Genomic DNA, 20,504 nt, shown 5'->3' on the forward strand with positions numbered 1-20,504 from the left:
GCAAGCGGGCGTTTCTACTTTCAGGATCAGATCGCGCCATGACGGCCCAACTCATTGACGGCAACGCCCTCGCCCGCACCATCCGCACCGAAGTCGCCGGCCGCACGCAAGCGCTGAAGGCACGCGGCGTTCAGCCGCACCTGTCGATCATCCTGGTCGGCGAGGATCCGGCGAGCCAGGTCTACACCAAGCACAAGGTCAACGACAGCACCGAGACCGGCCTGTCGGCCACCCTGGAGCGCTACCCCGCCGACATGAGCGAGGCCGATCTGCTGGCGCGCGTCCGCACCCTCAACGAAGACCCCAAGGTGCACGGCATCCTGGTGCAGCTGCCGCTGCCCAGGCATATGGACAGCCAGAAGGTCATCGAGACCATCTCGCCGGCCAAGGACGTGGACGGCTTTCACATCGCCAGCGCCGGCGCGCTGATGACCGGCGCCAAGGGCTTCTGGCCCTGCACGCCCTACGGCTGCATGAAGATGCTGGAATCCATCGGCTACTCGCTTCGCGGCAAGCACGCGGTGGTGATCGGGCGCAGCAACATCGTCGGCAAGCCGATGGCCATGATGCTGCTGGCGCAAAGCGCCACCGTCACCATCTGCCACAGCGCCACCCCCGACCTGGGCGCCATGACGCGGCAGGCCGACGTGATCGTCGCCGCCGTCGGCAAACGCAACGTGCTGACGGCCGACATGGTCAAGCCCGGCGCGGTGGTGATCGACGTGGGCATGAACCGCAACGACGAAGGCAAGCTGTGCGGCGACGTCGATTTCGACGGCGTTCGCCAGGTGGCCGGCTGGATCACGCCGGTGCCCGGCGGCGTCGGCCCGATGACGCGCGCCATGCTGCTGGTCAACACCATCGAGGCGGCCGAGCGGCAAGCCTGATCCGCCACCGCCCTTGCGCTTTTCCCCAACCGGCCCCATCTTGCTAGACATGACCAATCCGCTGCTCGACTTCAACGACCTCCCCTTGTTCGATCAGATCCGTCCGGAGCATGTGGCGCCGGCGGTCGACCAGTTGCTGGCTGACGCCGAAAAGGCCCTGCAGACGGTCACCGCGCCAGAGTTTCCGGCCGACTGGACGGCCATTGCCAAAGAGCTGGATATCTCCACCGAGCGCTTCAGCCGGGCCTGGGGCGCGGTCGGCCACCTGAATGCCGTGGCCGACACGCCCGAGCTGCGCGCCGCCTACAACGAGGCGATGCCGCGCGTCACCACCTTCTGGACCCGCGTGGGCTCCGACGAACGCCTGTATGCCAAATACAAGGCCATCGATCCAGCCGGCCTCAACCCCGAGCAGCGCCAGGCGCACAAGAACGCGGTGCGCAACTTCGTGCTCGGCGGCGCCGACCTGCAAGGCGCCGACAAGGAGCGCTTTGCCGTCATCCAGGAGCGGCAGGCCGAGCTGAGCCAGAAGTTCAGCGAAAACGCGCTCGACGCCACAGATGCCTTCGCCTACTACGCACGGCTTGATGAGCTGGGCGGCGTGCCGCAGGACGTGATCGCCACTGCCCTGGCCGCGGCCCAGGCCGAGCAGAAGGAAGGCTACAAGCTCACGTTGAAGATGCCCTGCTACCTGCCGGTGATGCAGTTCGCCGGGAGCAGTCGCCTGCGCGAAGCGCTCTATCGCGCCTATGTCACGCGGGCCAGCGAGCTGGGCGACGAGGCCTTCGACAACACCGAGCTCATCCGCGAGATCCTGGCGCTGCGCCAGGAAGAAGCCAAGCTCTTGGGCTACCGCAATTTCGGTGAGCTGTCGGTGGTGCCGAAGATGGCGGAGTCGCCGGAAGAAGTGCTGAAGTTCCTGCGCGACCTGGCCGTCAAGGCCAAGCCCTACGCCGAGCGTGACCTGGCCGACCTGCGCGCGTTTGCGGCCGAACTGCTGGGCATCAGCGATCCGCAGCCCTGGGACTGGAGCTACATCGGCGAGAAGCTCAAGGAGGCGCGCTATGCCTTCAGTGAGCAGGAGGTCAAGCAGTACTTCACCGCGCCCAAGGTGATGGCGGGCCTGTTCAAGATCGTCGAAACGCTGTTCGAGGTCTCGATCCGCCGCGACAGCGCGCCGGTATGGCACCCCAGCGTCGAGTTCTACCGCATCGAGCGCCAGGGCCCCAAGGGCGTGCAACTGGTGGGCCAGTTCTACCTCGATCCGTCGGCGCGCTCGGCCAAGCGCGGTGGCGCCTGGATGGATGATGTGCGCGCCCGCTGGCTGCGCCCCGACAACAACACGCTGCAGACGCCGGTGGCGCAGCTGGTGTGCAACTTCGCCGATGGCGTGGATGGCAAGCCGCCGCTCCTCACGCACGACGACGTGACCACCCTCTTCCATGAGTTCGGCCATGGCCTGCACCACATGCTGACGCAGGTGAACGAACGCGACGTCTCGGGCATCAGCGGCGTCGAATGGGACGCGGTGGAGCTGCCCAGCCAGTTCATGGAAAACTTCTGCTGGGAATGGGACGTGCTGCGCCACATGACGGCCCATGTCGCGACGGGCGAGCCGCTACCGCGCGCGCTGTTCGACAAGATGACTGCGGCCAAAAACTACCAGAGCGGCCTGCAAACCGTGCGGCAAATCGAGTTCTCGCTGTTTGACATGCTGCTGCACACCGAGCACGACGCCAGCAGTGCGCAGCCGGGCGCCGTCATGGCCCTGCTGGACAAGGTGCGCGCCGAGGTGGCCGTGATGCCGACCGCCCCCTTCAGCCGCACGCCCAACACCTTCACCCACATCTTCTCGGGCGGCTATGCGGCCGGCTACTACAGCTACAAGTGGGCCGAGGTGCTGAGCGCCGACGCCTACGCCGCGTTTGAAGAAAGCGCGGACGCCGAGGGCAAGCCCAACATCGAGACCGGGCGCCGCTACCGCACCGCCATCCTGGAGGCGGGCGGCAGCCGGCCGGCCATGGAGTCCTTCAAGGCCTTCCGCGGCCGGGCGCCGCAGCTGGACGCGCTGCTGCGCCACCAGGGCATGGCACCCACAACGGCCTGAGCTCGCGCGAAGTGGCGTTTTCGCATCGACGCGGCTCGCTTGGGTGCCGCAATCGCAAAGCGCTTGGCATACTCAACCGATCGTTCGTTCGCAAACATCGGAGCTCGCAATGAAGTTGAAAGGCCGCATTGGCTGGATCGCGCTGGCCCTGGTCGCAGGCAGCGCCTGTGCCCAATCGGTCTACCGGCAGGTCGATGCCAACGGCAAGGTCACCTACACCGACCAGCCACCCAGCGCGCGCACGGCGCAGCCGGTGCGCTCCGACGGCGTGACCTCGTTGCCGGTCGACAGCAGCCTGCCCTACGAGCTGCGCCAGGTGACTCAGCGCTATCCGGTCACGCTCTACACCCGCAGCGATTGCCAGCCCTGCGACGCCGGGCGCTCGCTGCTGACCACGCGTGGCGTGCCCTTCACGGAACGCACGGTGCAGACCGCTCAGGACAACGAAGCGCTGCAGCGCCTGACCGGCCAGAACGGTCTGCCCACGCTCGCCATCGGCGCTCAGCAATTGGTCGGTTTCCAGGATGGCGAATGGACGCGCTACCTGGATGCGGCGGGCTATCCTTCGAGTTCGCGCCTGCCGCCCAGCTACCGCCATGCGCCGGCTTCGCCATTGGTGGCGCAGGCTCCGGTTGCACCGCCCGCTGCAGCCCCAGCCCCCGCGCGGCCCGCAACCGCCCCAACGCCAGCCGCACCCAGCGGACCGACGCCGGACAATCCGGCCGGCATCAAGTTCTAGGGCCTGTTCACACTGTTTACGGGGATCGCGTAAACAGTGTGAACAGGCCCGGCCTTCAGTCGAAGTTCAGCGTCTCGACGCCCGAGGGCGTGCCCAGCAGGCAGACGCTGGCGCGCTGAAAGGCAAACACGCCGACGGTGACCACGCCGGGCCACTGGCTTACTTCAAGCTCGAAGGCCCTGGGGTCGGTGATGCGCAGACCCGTCACGTCGATGATGTGCTGCCCGTTGTCGGTAACCAGCGCGGCGCCATCCTTTTCGCGCACCTGGGCCAGGCCGCCCATCGCGGCAAACTGGCGCATGATGCGGCGCGCCGCCATCGGGATGACTTCCACCGGCAGCGGAAAGGCGCCCAGCGTCTGCACCTTCTTGGAGGCATCGGCGATGCAGATGAACTGGCGCGACTGCGCGGCGACGATCTTCTCGCGCGTCAGGGCCGCGCCGCCGCCCTTGATCATGTGGCCGCCGCCGTCGATCTCGTCGGCGCCATCGATGTAGACCGCCAGCTCCTCGACCTCGTTGCTGTCGAAAACCGGAATGCCCAGCGCCCGCAGCCGTTCGGTGGAAGCCACCGAACTGGACACCGCGCCCTTGATCTGATCCTTGATGCCGGCCAGCGCGTCGATGAACTTGTTCACCGTCGAACCGGTGCCGACGCCGACGATGCTGCCCGGCTTCACATAAGCCAGCGCGGCGCGTCCGACCTGCGCCTTGAGTTCGTCCTGGGTCGGGGGGATGCTGTTCATCGGGGAAAATCCTTGGCTGCTACGAAGAAAAGAGAATTATCCGATGTCACTCGTTCCCTACGGCCTCGCCCGCCCTTTCCTCTTCGGCCTGGATGCCGAGCAGGCCCATGAGATCACGCTGGAGGCCCTGGCGCGCACGCAGAACACACCGTTGGCCTGCTTCTATGCGCAAACGCGCGTCGAAGACCCGGTGAGCCTGGCCGGCCTCAGCTTCCCCAACCGGCTGGGCCTGGCCGCCGGACTGGACAAGAACGCACGCTGCATCGACGCCTTTGCCGCCATGGGCTTCGGCTTCGTCGAGGTCGGCACGGTGACGCCGAAGGCACAACCGGGCAATCCCAAGCCGCGCATCTTCCGCCTGCCCGAACGCGACGCGCTGATCAACCGGCTGGGCTTCAACAACGAGGGGCTGGACGCCTTTTTGCGCAACGTGCAGCGCGCGCGCTTTCGCCGTGGCGCCGGCCAGGCCAAGCCGATGCTGCTGGGCCTCAATATCGGCAAGAACGCGGCCACGCCGATCGAGAACGCGGTGGACGACTACCTGATCGGCCTGGCCGGCGTGTATCCGCATGCCGATTACGTCACCGTCAACATCTCCAGCCCCAACACCGCCAACCTGCGCAGCCTGCAAAGCGACGAGGCGCTGGACCGCTTGCTCGCGGCGATCGCGCAGCGGCGGGAGGAGCTGGCCGCGCAGCATGGCAAGCGCGTGCCCATCTTCGTGAAGATCGCGCCCGACCTCGACGAAGCGCAGGTGCAGCTGATTGCCGCCACCTTGCAGCGCAACGGCATGGACGGCGTGATCGCCACCAACACCACGCTGGCGCGCGACGCCGTGACCGGCCTGCGCCATGCCGACGAGGCCGGCGGCCTGTCGGGCCGGCCGGTGCAGGCCGCCAGCAACCGCGTGATCGCGCAGTTGCGCGCGGCCCTGGGCGAGGACTTTCCCATCATCGGTGTCGGCGGTGTGCTCAGTGGCGAGGACGCCCGCGCCAAGCGCGCGGCCGGGGCCGACGTGGTTCAGATCTATACCGGGCTCATCTACCGGGGACCGGCGCTGGTGCGGGAAGGGGCGCGCGCGCTGGCGGCAGCGCGCGCACCGGGCTGAGCGAAGAAACTCAGCGCATGCGCCAAAGAATGGGCGCCACCCAGGCCGCCCAGCGCACCAGGCGCTTCGGGCCAACGACCGCAACGATGCCAAGCGCGGCGGCTGTGGTGGCCACCGGGTGCTCGCGCACGGTCTGGGTCAGCATGGCGCTCAAGGGTGCCTTCTGACCGGCTGCCGCGCCGGAGCCCGGCGGGGGATTCTGCAGGCGCAGGATGCGCTCGCGCTGGCGCTCCATCCGCGCCAGCAATTCGTCGCGGGTGGCCGGGCGCGGCTCGCGCAATGCGGGGTCGCGCGGCCTGGCGCCAATTTCCGCCTGCACCCAGTGCCAGTCGCGTGCGAACTCGTTGCGTGCCAGTTCGATGCCTTCGGACTTGGTGCGCAGAGCCTTCAGCAGCCAGGCCAGAAAGCCCAGCCAGATCACCACCCAGATGCCGGCCACGATCCAGGCGGCGGCCACGCGCTGGGGCGTTTCCCAGAAATGCACGACCACTGCCACCGACAGCAGCGCTACGGCCACCGTCGTCAGGCCCATGACCGCCACCACCAGCAGGGTGACGAGCTGCAGGCGCCGCTTCTCTTCCTCCCAGGCCATCTGCAGCAACTGGGCGCGGTCTTCGGCCGCCAGGGCGCTCTCGCCCACGGCCACGCGCAGGTTGCGCAGCTTTCCGTCCAGGCCCGTGAGCGCAAGCAGCCGCTCGGTCAGCGGGCCCATCATGTGCGGGCCCTGCTCGACACCGCTTGGCCGGGCGCCACGGCCCGGAATTTCATGTGCTCAGCGACGGCCAAGCAGCAGGCCCACGAGGACGCCGACAGCCAGTGCCGCGCCGGCAATCTGCCAGGGCTCGTCGTGTGCGTAGGCGTTGGCTTGGCCGGCCGCCTCGCGCGCCTTCTTGGCCGCGAGCTTGCCCTTCTCGGCGGCCAGTTCGCGCGCAATGGCCAGCTTGGCATCGACGCGCTGACGCAGGGCCTTGATGTGCGGGACCGATTCCAGTTCCTTGCTCGAGAGCACGCCACGCACGTCGCTGGCGATGTCTTCGACCACCTGGTTGGCGGCTGCTTCGAGGTTGGCGGTTGATGTTGACATTACTGACTATCCTCCTGGACTGAAGTTCGCCGGCCACACGCCGACGGTGTCACACACCACAAATGGCGCATGGCCTCATGTTACAGGCTGCCCGGCGCTACGCCAGCATTTCAGCCACGTGTGCGCCGATCGCCAGGCTGCTGGTGAGGCCCGGCGATTCGATGCCGAAAAGATTGACCAGGCCCGCCACGCCATGCTCGTGCGCGCCCTGCAGCATGAAGTCGCGCGCGGGCTCGCCAGGCCCGGAAATCTTGGGCCGGATCCCGGCATAGCCGGGGACCAGCGCGCCATCGGGCAAGGCCGGCCAGTACTTGCGCACCTCGCCGTAGAAAGCCTGGCCGCGCGCCGGATCGACCACCAGGTCTTCGGGCGAATCCACCCATTGGACGTCCGGCCCGAACTTGGCCTGGCCGCCCAGGTCCAGCGTGAGATGCACGCCCAGCCCGCCCGGCTCGGGCACTGGGTAGACGAGCCGGCTGAAGGGCGCACGCCCGCTCAGGGTGAAGTAGCTGCCCTTGGCAAAGTACGCCTCTGGCACGGCCCGCGCGGGCAGCCCGGCAAAGCAGCGCGCCAGCGCCGGCGCATGCAGCCCGGCGGCATTCACCACGCTGGCGCAGCGCAAGACCGTGCCGTCCTGTGCGATGAGATCGATCGAGCCGTTCGCGCATTCGGCGCGCTCGACCGGCGACTTCATCGCCACCATCCCACCTGCGTTCTCCAGGTCGCCTTGCAGGCTCAGCATCAGCGCGTGGCTGTCGATGATGCCGGTGCTGGGCGAATGCACCGCCGCCACGCATTGAAGCTGCGGCTCCAGGCCCGCCACCTCGTCGCGACTGAGCAGCACCAGGTCGTCGACGCCATTGGCGCGTGCCTTGGCGACGATGCCTTCCAGTTCGCCCACCTGCTCGGGCGAGGTCGCGACGATCAGCTTGCCACAGCGGCGAAAAGGCAGCCCGCGCTCGCCGGCGTAGGCATACAGCATCTGGTTGCCCTGCACGCACAGGCGCGCCTTCAGCGAGCCCTGCGGGTAATAGATGCCTGCGTGGATGACCTCGCTGTTGCGCGAACTGGTGCCGGTGCCGATGCCGCCCTCGCTCTCGAGGACCACCACTTCACGCCCTGCCATGGCCAGGGCGCGCGCGACCGCCAGGCCGACCACGCCAGCGCCGACGACGGCGCAATCGATTCTTTCTGCTTGCATGCCGCAAGCTTAGCGGCGCGGCGCCGCCCCCTGACGCTCAATGCGGCGGCGCGATGGGTTCGGCCGGGTCGTCCGGCTGGGCGGGTGGCGGCACCGGCCCTTCGTCCGGCTCGACCGGCATCTCGCCAGGATCGGCTGGGCCGGGCTTGTGCGGTGTATGAAGTTCTGGTTTCAGGGCCATGCGCTACTCCAGATGGGGCATGAGTGTGCACCGCGATGCGCCACAAGGCAAAGCCCGGCCAAGTTTCAATCGGGCAAAGCCGCCAGCTCGAGGCGTGGCAGCCGATCCGGATCGGCCATGGCATCGATGGCGACGATGCGCCCGCCCTCGACCCGCACGCTGAGAACCAGCAAGAGATGGCCGCTCGGCGCCACCAGCACGCCGACCTGGCCGTCGACCAAGGCAGCGCGCGCCTGCTGGGCACGACCGGCGTAGGCCTTGGCCACGGCGGCCGCGCCAAGAATCTCCGGCTGGGACCCCAGGCGCGCTGCGGCGACGTCGGCCCGAAACACCACATCGGGGGCGAGCACCGCCAGCAAGCCGGGAAGATCACCGGCGCGCGCAGCGGCGAGAAAGGCCTCGATCACGCTGCGCTGCTCGCGAAGCACCGGCTCGGGCGCCGCGGGCCGCCCCTGCACACGGCGCCTGGCCCGGCTGGCCAGCTGCCGCGTGGCCAGCGGCGAGCGCTCGACGATCGGCGCGATTTCCTCGAAGGACAGATCGAACATGTCGTGCAGCACGAAAGCCACGCGCTCGGCCGGCGTCAACGTCTCCAGCACCACCAGCAGCGCCAGGCCGACGGCATCCGCCAGTTCGGCTTCGGCCTGCGGATCGCCACCGCCGGGGCCTTCGGCGACGGGCTCGGGGTGCACACGGCGTCGTCGTCCGCATCGAGCGAATCCTCGCGCCGTGACTTGCGGCTGCGCAGCATGTCCAGGCAGACGCGGCCGATCACCGTGGTCAGCCAGCCCGCCAGGTTGGCGATTTCGCCGGCCTCGGTGCGCCCGAGGCGCAGCCAGGTTTCCTGCACCGCGTCTTCGGCTTCGCTGAGCGAGCCGAGCATGCGGTAGGCCACGCCACGCAGGCGGTTGCGTTGGGCCTGGAATCGCTCGGCCAGAAGAATTTGCGCGTCCATGTGTCACGTTTCCCGTTGCTGCTTCGTCATGCCTATGACGGACGAAGGCTGGCCGATGTTACGGCGGGCCTTGGCCCCCGACGGGTGTTCGTCGCCCATCCAACGTCCAACTTTGATAGGAATGATCCCAATGCAAGCACGTATGAAGAACCCCGCCCTGGTCCTGCCTGCCGTCATGCAGGCCATGATGGCGCTGAACAAGGCCACGGAAAGCATCGAAGGCCTGCCCTATGTGACGACCAAGCTGGTGCACTTGCGCGCCAGCCAGATCAACGGCTGCAGCGTCTGCGTGGACATGCATGCACGCGAGCTGCGCAAGGCGGGCGAGAAGGACGAGCGCCTGTTCGCGGTGGCCGCGTGGCGCGATGCGCCCTGGTTCACCGATGCGGAGCGTGCCGCGCTGGCGCTGACCGAGGCCGTGACGCGCCTGAGCGACCGGCCCGACCCGGTGCCCGATGACATCTATGACGAAGCGGCCCGCCATTTCGACGAGCGCGCGCTGGCCGCGCTGATTGCATGCATCGGCGCGATCAACGTGTGGAACCGCTTCAACGTGACGGTGCGCCAAGTGGCGGGCGCGCGCTGGGACTGAAGTAGAGGCGCGCCGCGGGCGAAAAAAAAGCGACCTGGAGATCCAGGTCGCTTTTTCCGATGGAGAAACTTGGTGGGCGGTGGAGGTTTCGAACCTCCGACCCCAGCAGTGTGAAAGCGCCCCCACGGCTTGCGCCGCAGGGGCTTCAATGCTGTGCTCTACCCCTGCGGCGGGATGGATTGTCCCAAATTTGTCCCAAGTTCGATACCCCTTTTGAGCCACATGCGGCCTGCACGCCGGGACTCAGCGCTGGGCTCGGCAAGCAGGGCGAGAGGAACCAGACTTGACCCCCCGTGGTCGAACGCGATCCATGCGAGCGCACTGTCAGCATCGACGTGCAAAGCGCGGCCCTTCTCGCCGTCCGCGAAGCAGCCAAAGTCATCGATGAGGGCAACGGTCATGTCTGCGATGACTCGCATGCCGGGAGGAAGGGGCGGGAAGCCGCGTTGCATGAGGTGCCTTTCTTGGTTGATGCGCGGCCAGTGTTGCAAGACCTACTGAAGGCCGTCAACACAGACCCAGCACCGGCAATGCAGGTGACACACGACCCGCGCCAACTCGGTCAGAGCCCGCATCGCCCCCCCGCATGGGACACGTGTGGGACAAGAGCAATTTTTCAGTCCGTAGCTCGCCCGCCACAATCCCGTGGCCGCTCCAGTAGTCGAGCTACCTCAACGCTGAGCGGATGTGCGTCGGCCAACGTGCCATCCGTCCAAGCACCTTGGATCAACGCAGCGCGGGCATCCGCAAGCGCCCGTTTGGCGCGCTCGATCTTCTGCCGGGATTCGAGTAGTTGCTCGGTCCGCGCTTCAACCTCCCGCAGCAGGAAGTCCTCGGCTCGCGCAGTTTCAACAGCGGCACTCGCGGCGGTGTACGCAGCGCTGTTGCCGCTTCGAGCTGCAGCCCCCTGTCTGTGCATCAGGGTGTACTCAGCGCTCATGCCAGCGCACCTGTTTCGTGTAGGCGCACAGCAAGGCGGACAAGTTCGCCGAACGCATCCTGGTGGCGGGCGTGCGCTTGCGCCGCGTGGTACCCCAGATCGCCGACATCGTGGCCGATGTGCTCGGCTACGCTGACAGCCGCCTTGGCGTCGCGGTACTCGTTTAAGGTGCCAAGGTAGCGGCGGGCCAACTGGGCGAAGGAGGGGCGGTTCTGGGTGTTTCTCGACATGCTCTTTCCCCTCAGGCGCTGACGTAGCCACGGGCCTTATCGCGGCAGTACCGACGCACGGCGGCGTCCGCGTCTGCATCCAAGGCGAGGATCGCAGCGGGCAGCACGCTAGGGTCGGCGAGGACGGCGGCGTAAAGCTCGGGCGTCGGACCCGTGAGAGATTGCTTGCCGGGGCGGCGCACCTGCTCGCCAAGCATCGAATCCCAGTGTGACGCGGTGTAGTGGATCGTGTAGTCGTCTATGCGTGGGTTGCCCTTCCCGGTGCCCTCAACGCGGATGTTCTGGAACCGTGCGACGGCAGCGGCTTTCCCAGCGGCAGCACGGTCGGCGTCGGCCTGTTGCGCTTCAAGTTGCGTCAGCTTCCGCTTCAGGTCGGCCTCGCGGGCGACTGCGGCCTGTATGGCGCGGAGTTGGTCGGCCAGGGCCGTGACGGTGGAGAGTTCTGCCTTGACGGCGGCGATGTGGTTGGTGGTCATGTATGTTCCTTGGGGATGTGAAAAGGGGCGCACTCGGCGCCCCGTGGTGGGTAGGTGTGGCTCTCAGCGACGACGCAGAAAGACCGTCGCTCGCGCCGGGGGCAGGCTGTCGTCGCGGAAGCTGACGCTCTCGTTCGCGCCACGGGTCAGCGAATCCATGTAGCGACCAATCAGCCCGCGTGCCTGACGCGGCGTAAGCGCAACGTCCTCGCCCTGCGCGTTGGTGGCGCGGAAGCCGTGTGCCGCCAGGAACGACTCGGGGTTGTGGTCCGAATGGACGTTGCCCGATACGACCGGCGCGGCGGTGCTGTGGTCGTACCAGACCGATGCATCTGCGCGAGCCTGCTGCTGGTGCTGGTGCGCCAGGAATTCGCGGGACGTAGGCGCGTCGCTGCGGCTGTACGTGGCTGGGCTGGTGCTGACAAGCGCAGACTCGTTGCGGCCTGCTTGGGCCATCTCAGCGCGGGCGCTGGTGACGCTGCGGCCCGAGAAGCCGGTAGGACCGTGCTGGCCGTTGAAGGGGGATGTGTTCTCGTTCATGGTTTCCTTGTGGGTTGGTCAAGCGGTCGCGCTGGTGCGCTTCCGCCTTGGGGTTGTTCGTGCCTTCGCACGCATGCGGGACGTAGCGCGCTTCTTCGCGGCGTCGGCCTTGGCCTGCTGGTTCGCCTCTTGCTGTATCGACCATTCGAGAGCGGTGCCGCCATCGGCATAGAAGGCAGCTTCCTCGGCACGCTCCTTCTCGGTCGTGGCGGCATTGCGGCGGGCGCGTTCGGCGTCCTCTGCGGCGGCAGCGGCGCGACGCTTCGCCTCCTCGCTTGCGAGGAATGCTTGATAGGCCGGGGTGCGGGTGTGCCGCGTCCGCATGATGTCGCGGGCGCGTGCTGCGATTCGGCCAAGCGGGTCGGCGTGCTGAATCGGGGTCGTCCACCATGACGGCAAGGTGTAGAGCGTCATCGCGGCTTCCCACCAGTCGCCCCTGTCGGGCTCCGTGGGGAAGGGTGGCATGGTTGTCGGTTGGTTCACCATCCAAGGTCGTCCTGTAGCAGTGCCGTCAAGTCCGCATCCGCCTGAGCGAGTGCGAACCATGCGGCAGCGTTGTTGTTGAATTCGCGCTGTAGGTCGGGGCAGTGCGAGGCGCGCACGCTGTTCCAAAGCTCTACGCGCTGGTCCGGGTGCTGGTGGACAGTCCACGGCCCGCGCTGGTAGGTCCGCACGCCCTGCGCGGCTTGCTCGCGCTGCCATGCGAGATGCGCGAGGTGTCCGTCCCGGCTTCGTTTGCCGCCCGTGTAGCCCGTGCCAGCCCGGACTGTTGCCCACTGCGCGGCCGGTCTGTGCCGTTGCCAGCAATGCCAGCAGGCGCGGTCAGACACGCGGCGCTCAGCGTTGCCGCAGCGCGGGCAGGCTGTGGCGCTGGTGAACTGCCCTCGCCCGGCCACAAGGGCATCAATGCGGGCCGGCTCGGTGCGAAGCCTGAGCGCCTGCGCGAACTGGTCGTCAGCCTGCGCAATCTGTCGGGTGCGCCGGGTTAGTTTCTGCGCCCGTGGCTGTTGTTGCCATGCGGACCACTGCGCATCGTGCGTGCGTCGGCCGGCGCCCTTGCTCATAGAACGCCAATAGCCCGCAGGACAGCGCGGCGTACCGTGGTGCTGCTGGAGTCGAGCGCCCTTGCGATGCTGGCCCAAGATTCCTCCTGCTTCCATAGCGCGATTGCCCGCGCCACGTCGAGCGCCGCACGCGGCCTGCCGCCCTTGCCTCGCTCCAGCCAGGACGGCAGCGCGCCTGTCGCGTCCAGCACGCCCCGGCGATACCCGGCGAGTGCGTTGCTGTTGTCGGCGGCGCGTGCCTGCGCGACGAAGGCTCTCGCGCTCGCGCTTTTCTCAAGAATGTGATTGTTCATGTTCGTTCCTTTGGTCGGTCAGGCGAAGGCCGCGACCGGGAGTTGTGCCGTGCGGATGGCTTTCCACGCCTCGCGCTCGGCGTCAAGTTCTGCATCGAGTCGGGCTACTTCCTGCGACACAAGCACAGGCGCCGCGCCGGGGTGCTTCTCGGTCCGGACGGGCTTCGCTCTGTTCAGCATTCGCATGTAGATGCCGCTCGCCTCCGCAGCCTCCGAGAGATGGGCGCGGGCCGATCCGCCAGTGCGCTGGAACAGCGGACCTAGGAGGCTTCCATGCACGAGCACGCCCGCGTCGATCAGCGGCCGGACGTAGCGGCGCACGTTGTCAATGCGCTTCCCGTGCAGGTCGGCGTACCACTTGCACAGCGCATCGATGCCCGGCGTGATGCCCCGGCGCTTGTTGGCGAACTTGAGGACGAAGCTGGCGAACTTGCGCACCTCGGGCCGCAGGGAATCAAACACTGCATCCCGAGCGGGAAGCTTGTTCCGAATGTCCAAGGTCGAGACGGTCAATTGCTCGGCCGGGATGATCTCTCCGGTGGCGGTGTCGAGGTACTCGCCGATGCTCCGAACCTTGCCGCGCTTTGTCAGGTTCACGGACCAGATGGCGAGGCTGTCCAGGTTCACCGTTTCGGTTCCGGTGATGCGCGTTGCGCTGGTGCTTCTCATGTTCGATCGCTCCTTGATGTGTATTCGGGGAAACAGCAGGAATCCAGCATCGGCGCGGGTTCCGGCGGGGTGGAAGTGAGGGAATGGGCCGTCTTTGGGCCGCTGGCCGTGCTTATGGAAAGGCGCGGCTCGGCGCGCTGGCGCACTTAGACGGACGTTTGGTTTGTCCGGATAGGAGGACAAAAAGCCGAACTGCGGTTGCGGCAAGGTGACGCGGGCTAGGCGAGGCTGTCTGCCGGGCCTACCTGTCTGTACGGGAAGGGGCGCCCTGCCCGCGCTCCCGCGTAGCTGGAGGATGGCCCACAGTCCCCGAGGCGAGCCTTTGGCACTGATCCGATGAGGAGCGCAGACACGCATACCGATTCCGCGTGTCCAGACGGCGCCCAGCACACGCTGCGCATCGGACTAGGGCAACGGTGCGGAGTGCCTCGTGCGCGTCTCGTAGGGCCAGGAACGACAAAGCGCCCGCGAGGGGCGCCTTGGGCTGGTGGGATGGCGGCTGCCTAGGCCGGCTGCATTCGCAGGATCGTCGGGTGCGACACGCCGAGCATGCGGGCCACTTCCCGCACCCCCTTGCCCTCGACCAGCAGCGCCCGCGCTTGCGCCTGCTGTGCGTCCGACAGGGCCGGCTTTCTACCAAGACGCTTGCCCTCGGCCCTGGCCCGCTCCAGCCCAGCATGCGTGCGCTCGACAAGTTGGTCCCGCTCGAACTGAGCAAAGGCCGAGAACATGCGCCGCACCAAGTCGCCGGCTGCTGACGTGACCTCGGCCACGGGCAGGTCCAGCACGATCAGACGAATGCCTGCCTGCCGCAGATGCTCCACGGTGCGGTCAATGTCGCTGGCGTTTCTCCCGAGGCGGTCCAGCTTCGTGACGATGAGCGTGTCGCCCTCCTCCAGCTTGTCCACCAGCTTGGCAAAGGCCGGCCGGTCCATCGCCGGGACGGTGCCGCTGATCGTCTCGGCCACCACGCGGGCGGGCTTGACCTCATACCCCGCCTGCTTGGCCTGAAGGGTTTGGTTCTCGGTGGTTTGCTCGGCGGTGCTGACGCGGCAGTACAAGAAGGTGCGGGACATGGTTCCTCTGTGTTGGTACGTTGACGTGGTACGAATCATCGTTGGTACACAATTCGGCGTCAAGGACTTTCGTACCACTCTTCGCGTATCGCTCACGCTGGTACAGATACGGTCGATTAAGTACCAGCCAGTCAGCGAAGGCTCTGCTCTCCTGCTGCACTGCCCTTTCGCGTGTCCAATCGCCGCACGCGGGGCCATAGTGCGGCGGGTAGGCAAGGGTGCGGCGCACTGCCAACGGCCCTTCTGCGGCATGTTGCTCGTGCCGCCATTTCCGAGTGTTCTCCGGACCGGGGCCACGGGGGGCGGGAGCAGTGCGGACGGGGGCGTGAGGCTCCGGGAAAATCTCCGGCAATTTTTTGCCCTGGGCCAAGCCAAAATGGTGTCCGATGACACTATCCCGAAAAGAGATCGAAGAACTGCATCCGAAGCTCGACAACCAGGAGCAGCCGATAGAGACGCCATCAGCGTATGCGCACCGGGTGCGGCAAGTCTTGCCCAACTTCCCCGAGCAGGTAGTCACACAGTGGTTCTTTGAGCACCACCAGTGCATCGAAGAATACGTTTGGCTGGACTACTCCAATCTTCGTTTCGTGTTGACTGAGATCGGGCCCGACGTTTTGGGTCTGCGTTGCTTACAAGAACACGAGACCGTTGTGCAATACCGGGATTACTTTATGAGAGGCACACCAAGCCAGCGAATGAACCGTCTCGGCGAATACATCTCCGCACACGGAACATGGCCTGTACCGCCTCTCGTTTTCGACAACTCAGATGGAGTGTTTGCGGCGCCTTGGGGGCTTAGGTACTCAGTTCCGTATGACCTCCTCGAGGGCCATCACAGAATGGCAGTCCTCTACGGGCTGGGTAGGCACAGTGAAGGTAGCCATCAGGTGTGGATGGTTCAACGAAGCGAATCGACTTCCGACTTCTCCCGTGCATCCACCCCGCCCGGCAACCATCCATAAGGCGGAGACGGGCACGGGCTATCCGGGCGACTGATCTCCTCGTCCGCACAATGTTGAGGTCGTTCCGTCAGGCCTCCGTGGGACACTGGCGGGAAAATCCGGCCCTGAGAAGCTCGGACAGGGCAACCTGCTTGCGGGCTGCGCCATGAAGACGGACACGGCCCCGCCGTGACGTCGCCCCTCAGCCGGTGGCTGTCGCAGGCATTCGCCGGACTGGGGCCATGGGGGCGGCTGGGCGCGGGCGAGCGGCGTGCACCCGCAGAAATCCCCCATCGAAATTCGGGCCGAATCGATCGTTACTATCAATGCATGAACGATCCGCACGTTGTCGCTGTCCACTACAACTTGGAATTGGACGAAACTGTCATCTATCAGCCACCGGAAGCACCTGTGGAATACAGCCTGACAGAGTTCACCGTTCGGGTCGATGGGCGACACGTGGTCCTCTTGCCGCAGGCACATTACCCGAGCAGCGAGGCGGTGCTCGTCGCGTGTGAGCCCCTTGTGCGGGCGTGGCAACTGATGATTGCAGTGGACTTTGGTTCGGTCGATGTTCGGCTCAAATACGAGCAGACAGAGTTGGTGGATCGCGCCCCGACGCCCGGCGTCGTCGAGCTTCAATCAGAAAGCATCGCGTTCGGCGCCACTTTCATGGATGCGACGATTGTTCGAACGTTCAACCGCCATCCCCCGGCTCCCGACGCTACTCTAAGAGTCACGCCGGATGTAGGCTCTCTTTGGCAACGATACTGCGGATACAAGCGAGGCAAAGAACCGCTTCTAAGCATGGCCTACTTTGTTCTCACGGTTGTTGAGGCCTTGGGAGGAAACTCCCGACCGGCTGCTGCAAGGACGTTTAACGTCGAGGAGAGCGTGTTACGCAAGATCGGCGAGTTGTCATCAACACGCGGCGACAGCCTTACGGCACGAAAGCGACCGGATGCCGCACGCCCCCTCCAATCAGAGGAGCACTTATGGCTGGAACAGGCGGTCCAGAAGCTGATTCTGCAGTTGGCTCGCAGCAATGGTGCACCTCCGCTGACTCCTCTCCGCCTCGCAGACTTGCCAGCGCTCTAAGATCTGGAATGTTATGCATGACCTTGCGCCTCAGGAGGCGTGTCGATGCTGTGTCCCGTTTCCGAGATTTCCTTCGGCGCCGCGAGCGCCACCGTCCAATGTCCGCCCAGCTCTTGGCGAAGTCCGAGCAAGTCATAGGTCTTGAGCATGCTGACCAACCCAGAATGTCCGGAGGTCTGAGGCGAAAACGCAGGATCGGTGCGGCGCAGGTATGCGCCAAGGCTGCCAACGTGCACTCGCCCGTCGGGGCTGTCTGCAGCCATGAGCTTCACGGCGTTCACAACGGACTTGGGTCGAAGTTTGGTCTTAGCCGGTGCGGCGGCTCTTGCGGCTTGGGCCGAGGTGCTTGAACCAATGGAAGGCTCGGAAGGCGTCCATTCGAAGAACTGGTCGCTGGCATTTCGCAGCGCGTCAGGAGTCTTGGCTTCGCCGACGATGTGCACTGTGGCGCTGCGCTCGCGTAGCTTGCGGCACAAATAGGCGAAGTCCGAATCACTCGTCACCAAGCAGAAGGTCTCGGCGCGTTGGTCGAAGAGGGCTTCCATCGCGTCAAGCGCGAGCGCGATGTCCGAAGTGTTCTTGCCAGCGACGTACTGGTATTGCAGGCACGGGGTAAAGGCTAGACGGACCAGAGCATCTTGCCATTTGTTGGCGAGCGTGCCGTGGTTGCCATAGCCACGACGTAGCACCACGCGGCCAAACTGAGCAACGACGCGCAGGGCGTACTCCAAAATTTCCGGCGTCGTGTTGTCGCAGTCCACCAGGACCGCCACCCTTGAGTCAGCACCCGGGTCGGGTTGCGCCATCGAATCTTCTCCTGTGCTTGTGGCGAAGATCATAGTCGGCGAGCAGCCCGAGCAAGGCTGAGGTCTCCTACCGGGGTCTCGTTTTGAAGGCTTTCGACAGCGTGGCCCGTGCTTGTCGATGTTGCGGCCCGCAGTCTTGGACAGCGCATCGATCCCAACACCCCACGCACTCCCGACCTATGATCGCGCCCCATGGGTATCAATCTCTCAATGCTAGGTGCGAAGCTGGGCAAGTATCGGGATCAACTCCAGGAGACCATCGCTGAAGTCGCCGCAGCGACAGGCATCGAGCCTGCCCGGCTCGCCTCAATCGAGGCCGGGAATCTGGAGCCGACCGGCGATGAGGTCTTGATCCTCGCTGACTACTTTCAGTGCGATTTCAAATTCTTCATCTCGAACGAGCGAGTCGCCCCCTTCGAACAGACCGAGACGCTTTATCGTGCGCATGGTCAAGACTTCACCAAGAGCGACAGGCGGGCAGTGCAGGAGTTTCTGTATCTGTGCGAGACGGAGGCGTTCTTGCTCTCGGAACTGGGACGTTCTGGTACTGAGTTCGTGTTCTCTCCAACAGGCAACTTTATGAAGGCCCACGGCGAGGAGGCTGCCCGCGCCCTGCGAGTGGCCCACGGCTATAGCGACAGGGAGGTTCCACGCGATGTGTACGCAGAAATTCGTAGGGCCGGCGTTCACCTTTTCCGACGGCGCTTGGGAAACTCCAACATCTCCGGGTTGTTCATCAAGCATCCCGTCGCAGGCAAATGCGCGCTTGTGAACTACAGCGAGGACATCTACCGACAACGCTTCAGCGCAGCGCACGAGATGGCGCATGCGATTTTTGATGCGGACCAAGTTGCGAGCGTGACGTACGAGCGGCCGACCGGTGGAGATTTACGTGAGGTGAGGGCGAACCGCTTTGCTTCCTGCTTCATCATGCCACCCGCGTTCCTGGCGGGGCTGCCGTCTCCAAGGCAATGGACTGACGCCGTTGCAATCGAGTGGGCCAACAAGTTGCGTGTGAGTTGTCACGCGCTCGGGATCGCGCTGCGGGCAGCGAATCTCATTAGCGAAGAGCGTAGCCAACAGATTCAGCGTCTAAGGGTGCCCAGAGATGCGAAGCTCGACCCCGAACTGCAGGAGGGCCTAAGCGCTGCTCAGCGCGAACGCAAGGCTCACCTGCTTCAGCTCGGCTTGTCGGACTTCTACGTGGGGCTGTGCTTCGACGCCCTAAAGGAAGGGGTCATCAGTGTGGGGCGTTTATCGGAGGCGTTGTTGAGTAGCCGAGCCGAACTCGCCAGTCTGGCCTCGCTGTACGGGCGGAGTCTCAATGCCACTTGATCCGTCAAAGTTCCAGCTGGTCAACGTCGTCGACACTTGCGCCGTGTGGAATGTTCTGTCGTCTTTGCGTCTCTATAACGCGGCCAAAGAAGCGCGGTGTGAGTTCTGCATCACGGAGTTCGTCCGCTACGAGTGTTTGGTCAAGCGTCGAACCGCACCTGATGCAGCGGGTCAGACGCTAATGGCGCGTTTGGTTTCGGAGCAGGGCCGAGGGGCCTTCAAGGCGCATGCTTGCTCGATTGACGACCTTCAATCGGTGGAGGTGCTGGAGAAGCGCAAGCGCTTGGGCAAAGGAGAGCTGTCGTCGATTGCTTTCGCCATGAGGATTCGACAGGCGGTTCTTACCGATGATCAAAAAGCTCGCAGATTGGCCTTGGACGCCGGGCACTCGTATGTTCAGACAACTCCGCATTTGTTTTCATGGTTGATCTTCTGCGATCGCCTTGGGGACTCGGACACGGCTGTGGTGATTGATCAACACAACGCACTCGGCCAAGACCTTGCTCCTCACTTCCAACGTGCCTACGTCATGGCGTTGGAGTGCAAACTGAACAGCCGACCGCGGGACGGTAGCGCACCAGCGTAGGTTGGGATCGACATTCCAGATCACTCCACCATGACCACGAACGAACTGTGGACACTCGGGATCGCAGGATACGCAGCGGTTGTCTCGACGTTCGTCCTGGGCTGGGATGCCTACAAGTGGCTGCATTCCGGGCCAAAGATTTTGATAACCGCTTCAACTGGCATGAAGCTCGTCGGCGGCGCCGTGCCCGGCGACAAGACCTACGTCTCTGTGACGGCAGTGAATCGAGGCGACCGCCCGACGACGATCACGAACCTCGGCTTTCTGCACTACCGCAACTGGTTCGACGCAACCTTCCGGCGAAACAAGAACATTGCTGCCTTCATCGTCACGGACCCTTCGCAGGCTCAAAAACTGCCGTACAGGTTCGAAGCGGGCGGTCAATGGATCGGGCTTTGCGACCAAGACGAGGGGGTGTTGAGAATGATCCGGGAAGGCCGTCTCTATGTGGTGCTCTATCACTCCCACGCAGGGCGTGGTGTGCGGCACCGCCTTAGGGCGACATAGGCGCTACCGAGAGGCCCAGTACCGCGCCACTGTGGCCTTTCCGAGACCGAAGTGCGCCGCATTGGCGGCGATGCTCGCGCCTTGCTCTGCTCGCCACGAGTTCACCACAGCAGCGTCGGCTTTGGGCGGCCTGCCGGAATACTTCTCGGGGTTGTCCTGCTTGCCTGCTTGCCTGCTTGCCTGCTTGGCCTTCTCGATGCCCTGCCGCTGCATTGTAAGCACGCGGCGAACACATCTTGACGATGGCCGCAACGGACGGCAGCGTGCGTGACGGGGTGGTCAGCTTTGCTGCCAGCGATGCGGCAGCAGTTCGTCGATGCGGCTGTGTGGGTGCGTCGGTA

At 65.3% G+C, this 20,504-nt stretch carries 26 protein-coding genes; 9 read left to right on the top strand and 17 right to left on the bottom strand.

Features of this window, described 5'->3' with window-relative positions; all coding sequences use genetic code 11:
- Window positions 1-38 precede the first annotated feature (38 nt).
- The 3 genes from ACIPRI_RS23105 to ACIPRI_RS23115 all read left to right on the top strand — a co-directional run bounded on the left by ACIPRI_RS23105 (window position 39) and on the right by ACIPRI_RS23115 (window position 3,733).
- Complete coding sequence (locus ACIPRI_RS23105) at window positions 39-887, top strand: bifunctional methylenetetrahydrofolate dehydrogenase/methenyltetrahydrofolate cyclohydrolase (protein ID WP_446623830.1); 849 nt, start codon at window positions 39-41, stop codon at window positions 885-887.
- Window positions 888-936: 49 nt separating this feature from the next.
- Window positions 937-2,994, top strand: a complete 2,058-nt coding sequence (locus ACIPRI_RS23110; RefSeq protein ID WP_446623831.1) for a M3 family metallopeptidase — start codon at window positions 937-939, stop codon at window positions 2,992-2,994.
- A 109-nt stretch (window positions 2,995-3,103) separates the two neighbouring features.
- Complete coding sequence (locus ACIPRI_RS23115) at window positions 3,104-3,733, top strand: DUF4124 domain-containing protein (protein ID WP_446623832.1); 630 nt, start codon at window positions 3,104-3,106, stop codon at window positions 3,731-3,733.
- Between the two features lie 55 nt (window positions 3,734-3,788).
- Here ACIPRI_RS23115 and rpiA read toward each other — a convergent pair whose 3' ends face one another.
- A complete protein-coding gene (rpiA, locus tag ACIPRI_RS23120; protein ID WP_446623833.1) occupies window positions 3,789-4,478 on the bottom strand; it encodes a ribose-5-phosphate isomerase RpiA in 690 nt (229 codons plus the stop codon).
- 43 nt (window positions 4,479-4,521) lie between these two features.
- Between rpiA and ACIPRI_RS23125 the strand changes: the two genes are divergently transcribed.
- A complete protein-coding gene (locus ACIPRI_RS23125) occupies window positions 4,522-5,586 on the top strand; it encodes a quinone-dependent dihydroorotate dehydrogenase (protein WP_446623834.1) in 1,065 nt (354 codons plus the stop codon).
- Between the two features lie 10 nt (window positions 5,587-5,596).
- On the opposite strand, the gene ACIPRI_RS23130 is transcribed toward ACIPRI_RS23125, so the two are convergent.
- The 6 genes from ACIPRI_RS23130 to ACIPRI_RS23155 form a co-directional block, all read right to left on the bottom strand.
- Complete coding sequence (locus tag ACIPRI_RS23130; protein WP_446623835.1) at window positions 5,597-6,301, bottom strand: phage holin family protein; 705 nt, start codon at window positions 6,299-6,301, stop codon at window positions 5,597-5,599.
- A gap of 57 nt (window positions 6,302-6,358) precedes the next feature.
- On the bottom strand, window positions 6,359-6,670 hold the full coding sequence (locus ACIPRI_RS23135; protein WP_446623836.1) for a glycine zipper domain-containing protein: 312 nt from the start codon (window positions 6,668-6,670) through the stop codon (window positions 6,359-6,361).
- A gap of 97 nt (window positions 6,671-6,767) precedes the next feature.
- Window positions 6,768-7,871: an NAD(P)/FAD-dependent oxidoreductase gene (locus ACIPRI_RS23140; protein WP_446623837.1), complete on the bottom strand. Its 1,104-nt coding sequence runs from the start codon at window positions 7,869-7,871 to the stop codon at window positions 6,768-6,770.
- A gap of 37 nt (window positions 7,872-7,908) precedes the next feature.
- Window positions 7,909-8,052 (bottom strand): stereocilin, encoded by a 144-nt coding sequence (locus ACIPRI_RS23145; RefSeq protein WP_446623838.1) that lies wholly within the window; start codon window positions 8,050-8,052, stop codon window positions 7,909-7,911.
- Between the two features lie 65 nt (window positions 8,053-8,117).
- Window positions 8,118-8,744, bottom strand: a complete 627-nt coding sequence (locus tag ACIPRI_RS23150; protein WP_446623839.1) for a sigma factor-like helix-turn-helix DNA-binding protein — start codon at window positions 8,742-8,744, stop codon at window positions 8,118-8,120.
- Window positions 8,636-9,007, bottom strand: coding sequence for a sigma factor (locus ACIPRI_RS23155; protein ID WP_446623840.1), 372 nt, complete (start codon window positions 9,005-9,007; stop codon window positions 8,636-8,638). The genes ACIPRI_RS23150 and ACIPRI_RS23155 overlap by 109 nt, the downstream gene beginning before the upstream one ends.
- A 130-nt stretch (window positions 9,008-9,137) precedes the next feature.
- Between ACIPRI_RS23155 and ACIPRI_RS23160 the strand changes: the two genes are divergently transcribed.
- Window positions 9,138-9,599, top strand: coding sequence for a carboxymuconolactone decarboxylase family protein (locus tag ACIPRI_RS23160; protein ID WP_446623841.1), 462 nt, complete (start codon window positions 9,138-9,140; stop codon window positions 9,597-9,599).
- A gap of 158 nt (window positions 9,600-9,757) precedes the next feature.
- Here ACIPRI_RS23160 and ACIPRI_RS23165 read toward each other — a convergent pair whose 3' ends face one another.
- The 9 genes from ACIPRI_RS23165 to ACIPRI_RS23205 form a co-directional block, all read right to left on the bottom strand.
- Entirely contained in the window at window positions 9,758-10,051 is a 294-nt protein-coding gene (locus ACIPRI_RS23165; protein ID WP_446623842.1) for a hypothetical protein, read from the bottom strand.
- Window positions 10,052-10,535: 484 nt separating this feature from the next.
- Window positions 10,536-10,769, bottom strand: a complete 234-nt coding sequence (locus ACIPRI_RS23170) for a hypothetical protein (protein WP_446623843.1) — start codon at window positions 10,767-10,769, stop codon at window positions 10,536-10,538.
- Between the two features lie 11 nt (window positions 10,770-10,780).
- Window positions 10,781-11,245 carry a hypothetical protein gene (locus ACIPRI_RS23175; RefSeq protein WP_446623844.1) on the bottom strand — a complete coding sequence of 155 codons (465 nt, stop codon included), beginning with the start codon at window positions 11,243-11,245 and terminating at the stop codon, window positions 10,781-10,783.
- Between the two features lie 63 nt (window positions 11,246-11,308).
- The gene (locus ACIPRI_RS23180) at window positions 11,309-11,785 is read right to left on the bottom strand and encodes a hypothetical protein (RefSeq protein WP_446623845.1); all 477 of its coding nucleotides are present in this window, start codon (window positions 11,783-11,785) and stop codon (window positions 11,309-11,311) included.
- A gap of 18 nt (window positions 11,786-11,803) precedes the next feature.
- The gene (locus tag ACIPRI_RS23185; RefSeq protein WP_446623846.1) at window positions 11,804-12,199 is read right to left on the bottom strand and encodes a hypothetical protein; all 396 of its coding nucleotides are present in this window, start codon (window positions 12,197-12,199) and stop codon (window positions 11,804-11,806) included.
- 65 nt (window positions 12,200-12,264) lie between these two features.
- Window positions 12,265-12,849, bottom strand: coding sequence for a hypothetical protein (locus tag ACIPRI_RS23190; RefSeq protein ID WP_446623847.1), 585 nt, complete (start codon window positions 12,847-12,849; stop codon window positions 12,265-12,267).
- Window positions 12,846-13,142 carry a hypothetical protein gene (locus tag ACIPRI_RS23195; protein ID WP_446623848.1) on the bottom strand — a complete coding sequence of 99 codons (297 nt, stop codon included), beginning with the start codon at window positions 13,140-13,142 and terminating at the stop codon, window positions 12,846-12,848. Before ACIPRI_RS23195 ends, ACIPRI_RS23190 begins: the two co-directional genes overlap by 4 nt.
- 18 nt (window positions 13,143-13,160) lie before the next feature.
- On the bottom strand, window positions 13,161-13,811 hold the full coding sequence (locus ACIPRI_RS23200) for a hypothetical protein (protein WP_446623849.1): 651 nt from the start codon (window positions 13,809-13,811) through the stop codon (window positions 13,161-13,163).
- 503 nt (window positions 13,812-14,314) lie between these two features.
- Window positions 14,315-14,887, bottom strand: coding sequence for a recombinase family protein (locus ACIPRI_RS23205; protein WP_446623850.1), 573 nt, complete (start codon window positions 14,885-14,887; stop codon window positions 14,315-14,317).
- Window positions 14,888-16,020: 1,133 nt separating this feature from the next.
- Between ACIPRI_RS23205 and ACIPRI_RS23210 the strand changes: the two genes are divergently transcribed.
- Complete coding sequence (locus tag ACIPRI_RS23210; RefSeq protein ID WP_446623851.1) at window positions 16,021-16,929, top strand: hypothetical protein; 909 nt, start codon at window positions 16,021-16,023, stop codon at window positions 16,927-16,929.
- 11 nt (window positions 16,930-16,940) lie between these two features.
- Here ACIPRI_RS23210 and ACIPRI_RS23215 read toward each other — a convergent pair whose 3' ends face one another.
- Window positions 16,941-17,735: an NYN domain-containing protein gene (locus ACIPRI_RS23215; RefSeq protein ID WP_446623852.1), complete on the bottom strand. Its 795-nt coding sequence runs from the start codon at window positions 17,733-17,735 to the stop codon at window positions 16,941-16,943.
- A gap of 192 nt (window positions 17,736-17,927) precedes the next feature.
- Here ACIPRI_RS23215 and ACIPRI_RS23220 point away from each other — a divergent pair, with 192 nt between their 5' ends.
- From ACIPRI_RS23220 to ACIPRI_RS23230, 3 genes are read left to right on the top strand one after another with little or no spacing between them, the layout of a single operon-like run.
- Window positions 17,928-19,070 carry an ImmA/IrrE family metallo-endopeptidase gene (locus tag ACIPRI_RS23220; protein ID WP_446623853.1) on the top strand — a complete coding sequence of 381 codons (1,143 nt, stop codon included), beginning with the start codon at window positions 17,928-17,930 and terminating at the stop codon, window positions 19,068-19,070.
- A complete protein-coding gene (locus tag ACIPRI_RS23225) occupies window positions 19,060-19,656 on the top strand; it encodes a hypothetical protein (RefSeq protein WP_446623854.1) in 597 nt (198 codons plus the stop codon). Before ACIPRI_RS23220 ends, ACIPRI_RS23225 begins: the two co-directional genes overlap by 11 nt.
- Window positions 19,657-19,686: 30 nt before the next feature.
- Window positions 19,687-20,163 carry a hypothetical protein gene (locus ACIPRI_RS23230; RefSeq protein ID WP_446623855.1) on the top strand — a complete coding sequence of 159 codons (477 nt, stop codon included), beginning with the start codon at window positions 19,687-19,689 and terminating at the stop codon, window positions 20,161-20,163.
- Window positions 20,164-20,504 lie beyond the last annotated feature (341 nt).

It is taken from the genome of Variovorax sp. LARHSF232 (genome assembly GCF_052871435.1).

What these genes read in the sequence shown, in the direction of transcription:
- ACIPRI_RS23105 (WP_446623830.1), top strand. Translation starts at nt 39, where the DNA reads ATGACGGCCCAACTCATTGACGGCAACGCCCTCGCCCGCACCATCCGC.
- ACIPRI_RS23110 (WP_446623831.1), top strand. Translation starts at nt 937, where the DNA reads ATGACCAATCCGCTGCTCGACTTCAACGACCTCCCCTTGTTCGATCAG.
- ACIPRI_RS23115 (WP_446623832.1), top strand. Translation starts at nt 3,104, where the DNA reads ATGAAGTTGAAAGGCCGCATTGGCTGGATCGCGCTGGCCCTGGTCGCA.
- rpiA (WP_446623833.1), bottom strand. Translation starts at nt 4,478, where the DNA reads ATGAACAGCATCCCCCCGACCCAGGACGAACTCAAGGCGCAGGTCGGA.
- ACIPRI_RS23125 (WP_446623834.1), top strand. Translation starts at nt 4,522, where the DNA reads ATGTCACTCGTTCCCTACGGCCTCGCCCGCCCTTTCCTCTTCGGCCTG.
- ACIPRI_RS23130 (WP_446623835.1), bottom strand. Translation starts at nt 6,301, where the DNA reads ATGATGGGCCCGCTGACCGAGCGGCTGCTTGCGCTCACGGGCCTGGAC.
- ACIPRI_RS23135 (WP_446623836.1), bottom strand. Translation starts at nt 6,670, where the DNA reads ATGTCAACATCAACCGCCAACCTCGAAGCAGCCGCCAACCAGGTGGTC.
- ACIPRI_RS23140 (WP_446623837.1), bottom strand. Translation starts at nt 7,871, where the DNA reads ATGCAAGCAGAAAGAATCGATTGCGCCGTCGTCGGCGCTGGCGTGGTC.
- ACIPRI_RS23145 (WP_446623838.1), bottom strand. Translation starts at nt 8,052, where the DNA reads ATGGCCCTGAAACCAGAACTTCATACACCGCACAAGCCCGGCCCAGCC.
- ACIPRI_RS23155 (WP_446623840.1), bottom strand. Translation starts at nt 9,007, where the DNA reads ATGGACGCGCAAATTCTTCTGGCCGAGCGATTCCAGGCCCAACGCAAC.
- ACIPRI_RS23160 (WP_446623841.1), top strand. Translation starts at nt 9,138, where the DNA reads ATGCAAGCACGTATGAAGAACCCCGCCCTGGTCCTGCCTGCCGTCATG.
- ACIPRI_RS23165 (WP_446623842.1), bottom strand. Translation starts at nt 10,051, where the DNA reads ATGCAACGCGGCTTCCCGCCCCTTCCTCCCGGCATGCGAGTCATCGCA.
- ACIPRI_RS23170 (WP_446623843.1), bottom strand. Translation starts at nt 10,769, where the DNA reads ATGTCGAGAAACACCCAGAACCGCCCCTCCTTCGCCCAGTTGGCCCGC.
- ACIPRI_RS23175 (WP_446623844.1), bottom strand. Translation starts at nt 11,245, where the DNA reads ATGACCACCAACCACATCGCCGCCGTCAAGGCAGAACTCTCCACCGTC.
- ACIPRI_RS23180 (WP_446623845.1), bottom strand. Translation starts at nt 11,785, where the DNA reads ATGAACGAGAACACATCCCCCTTCAACGGCCAGCACGGTCCTACCGGC.
- ACIPRI_RS23185 (WP_446623846.1), bottom strand. Translation starts at nt 12,199, where the DNA reads ATGACGCTCTACACCTTGCCGTCATGGTGGACGACCCCGATTCAGCAC.
- ACIPRI_RS23190 (WP_446623847.1), bottom strand. Translation starts at nt 12,849, where the DNA reads ATGAGCAAGGGCGCCGGCCGACGCACGCACGATGCGCAGTGGTCCGCA.
- ACIPRI_RS23195 (WP_446623848.1), bottom strand. Translation starts at nt 13,142, where the DNA reads ATGAACAATCACATTCTTGAGAAAAGCGCGAGCGCGAGAGCCTTCGTC.
- ACIPRI_RS23200 (WP_446623849.1), bottom strand. Translation starts at nt 13,811, where the DNA reads ATGAGAAGCACCAGCGCAACGCGCATCACCGGAACCGAAACGGTGAAC.
- ACIPRI_RS23205 (WP_446623850.1), bottom strand. Translation starts at nt 14,887, where the DNA reads ATGTCCCGCACCTTCTTGTACTGCCGCGTCAGCACCGCCGAGCAAACC.
- ACIPRI_RS23215 (WP_446623852.1), bottom strand. Translation starts at nt 17,735, where the DNA reads ATGGCGCAACCCGACCCGGGTGCTGACTCAAGGGTGGCGGTCCTGGTG.
- ACIPRI_RS23220 (WP_446623853.1), top strand. Translation starts at nt 17,928, where the DNA reads ATGGGTATCAATCTCTCAATGCTAGGTGCGAAGCTGGGCAAGTATCGG.
- ACIPRI_RS23225 (WP_446623854.1), top strand. Translation starts at nt 19,060, where the DNA reads ATGCCACTTGATCCGTCAAAGTTCCAGCTGGTCAACGTCGTCGACACT.
- ACIPRI_RS23230 (WP_446623855.1), top strand. Translation starts at nt 19,687, where the DNA reads ATGACCACGAACGAACTGTGGACACTCGGGATCGCAGGATACGCAGCG.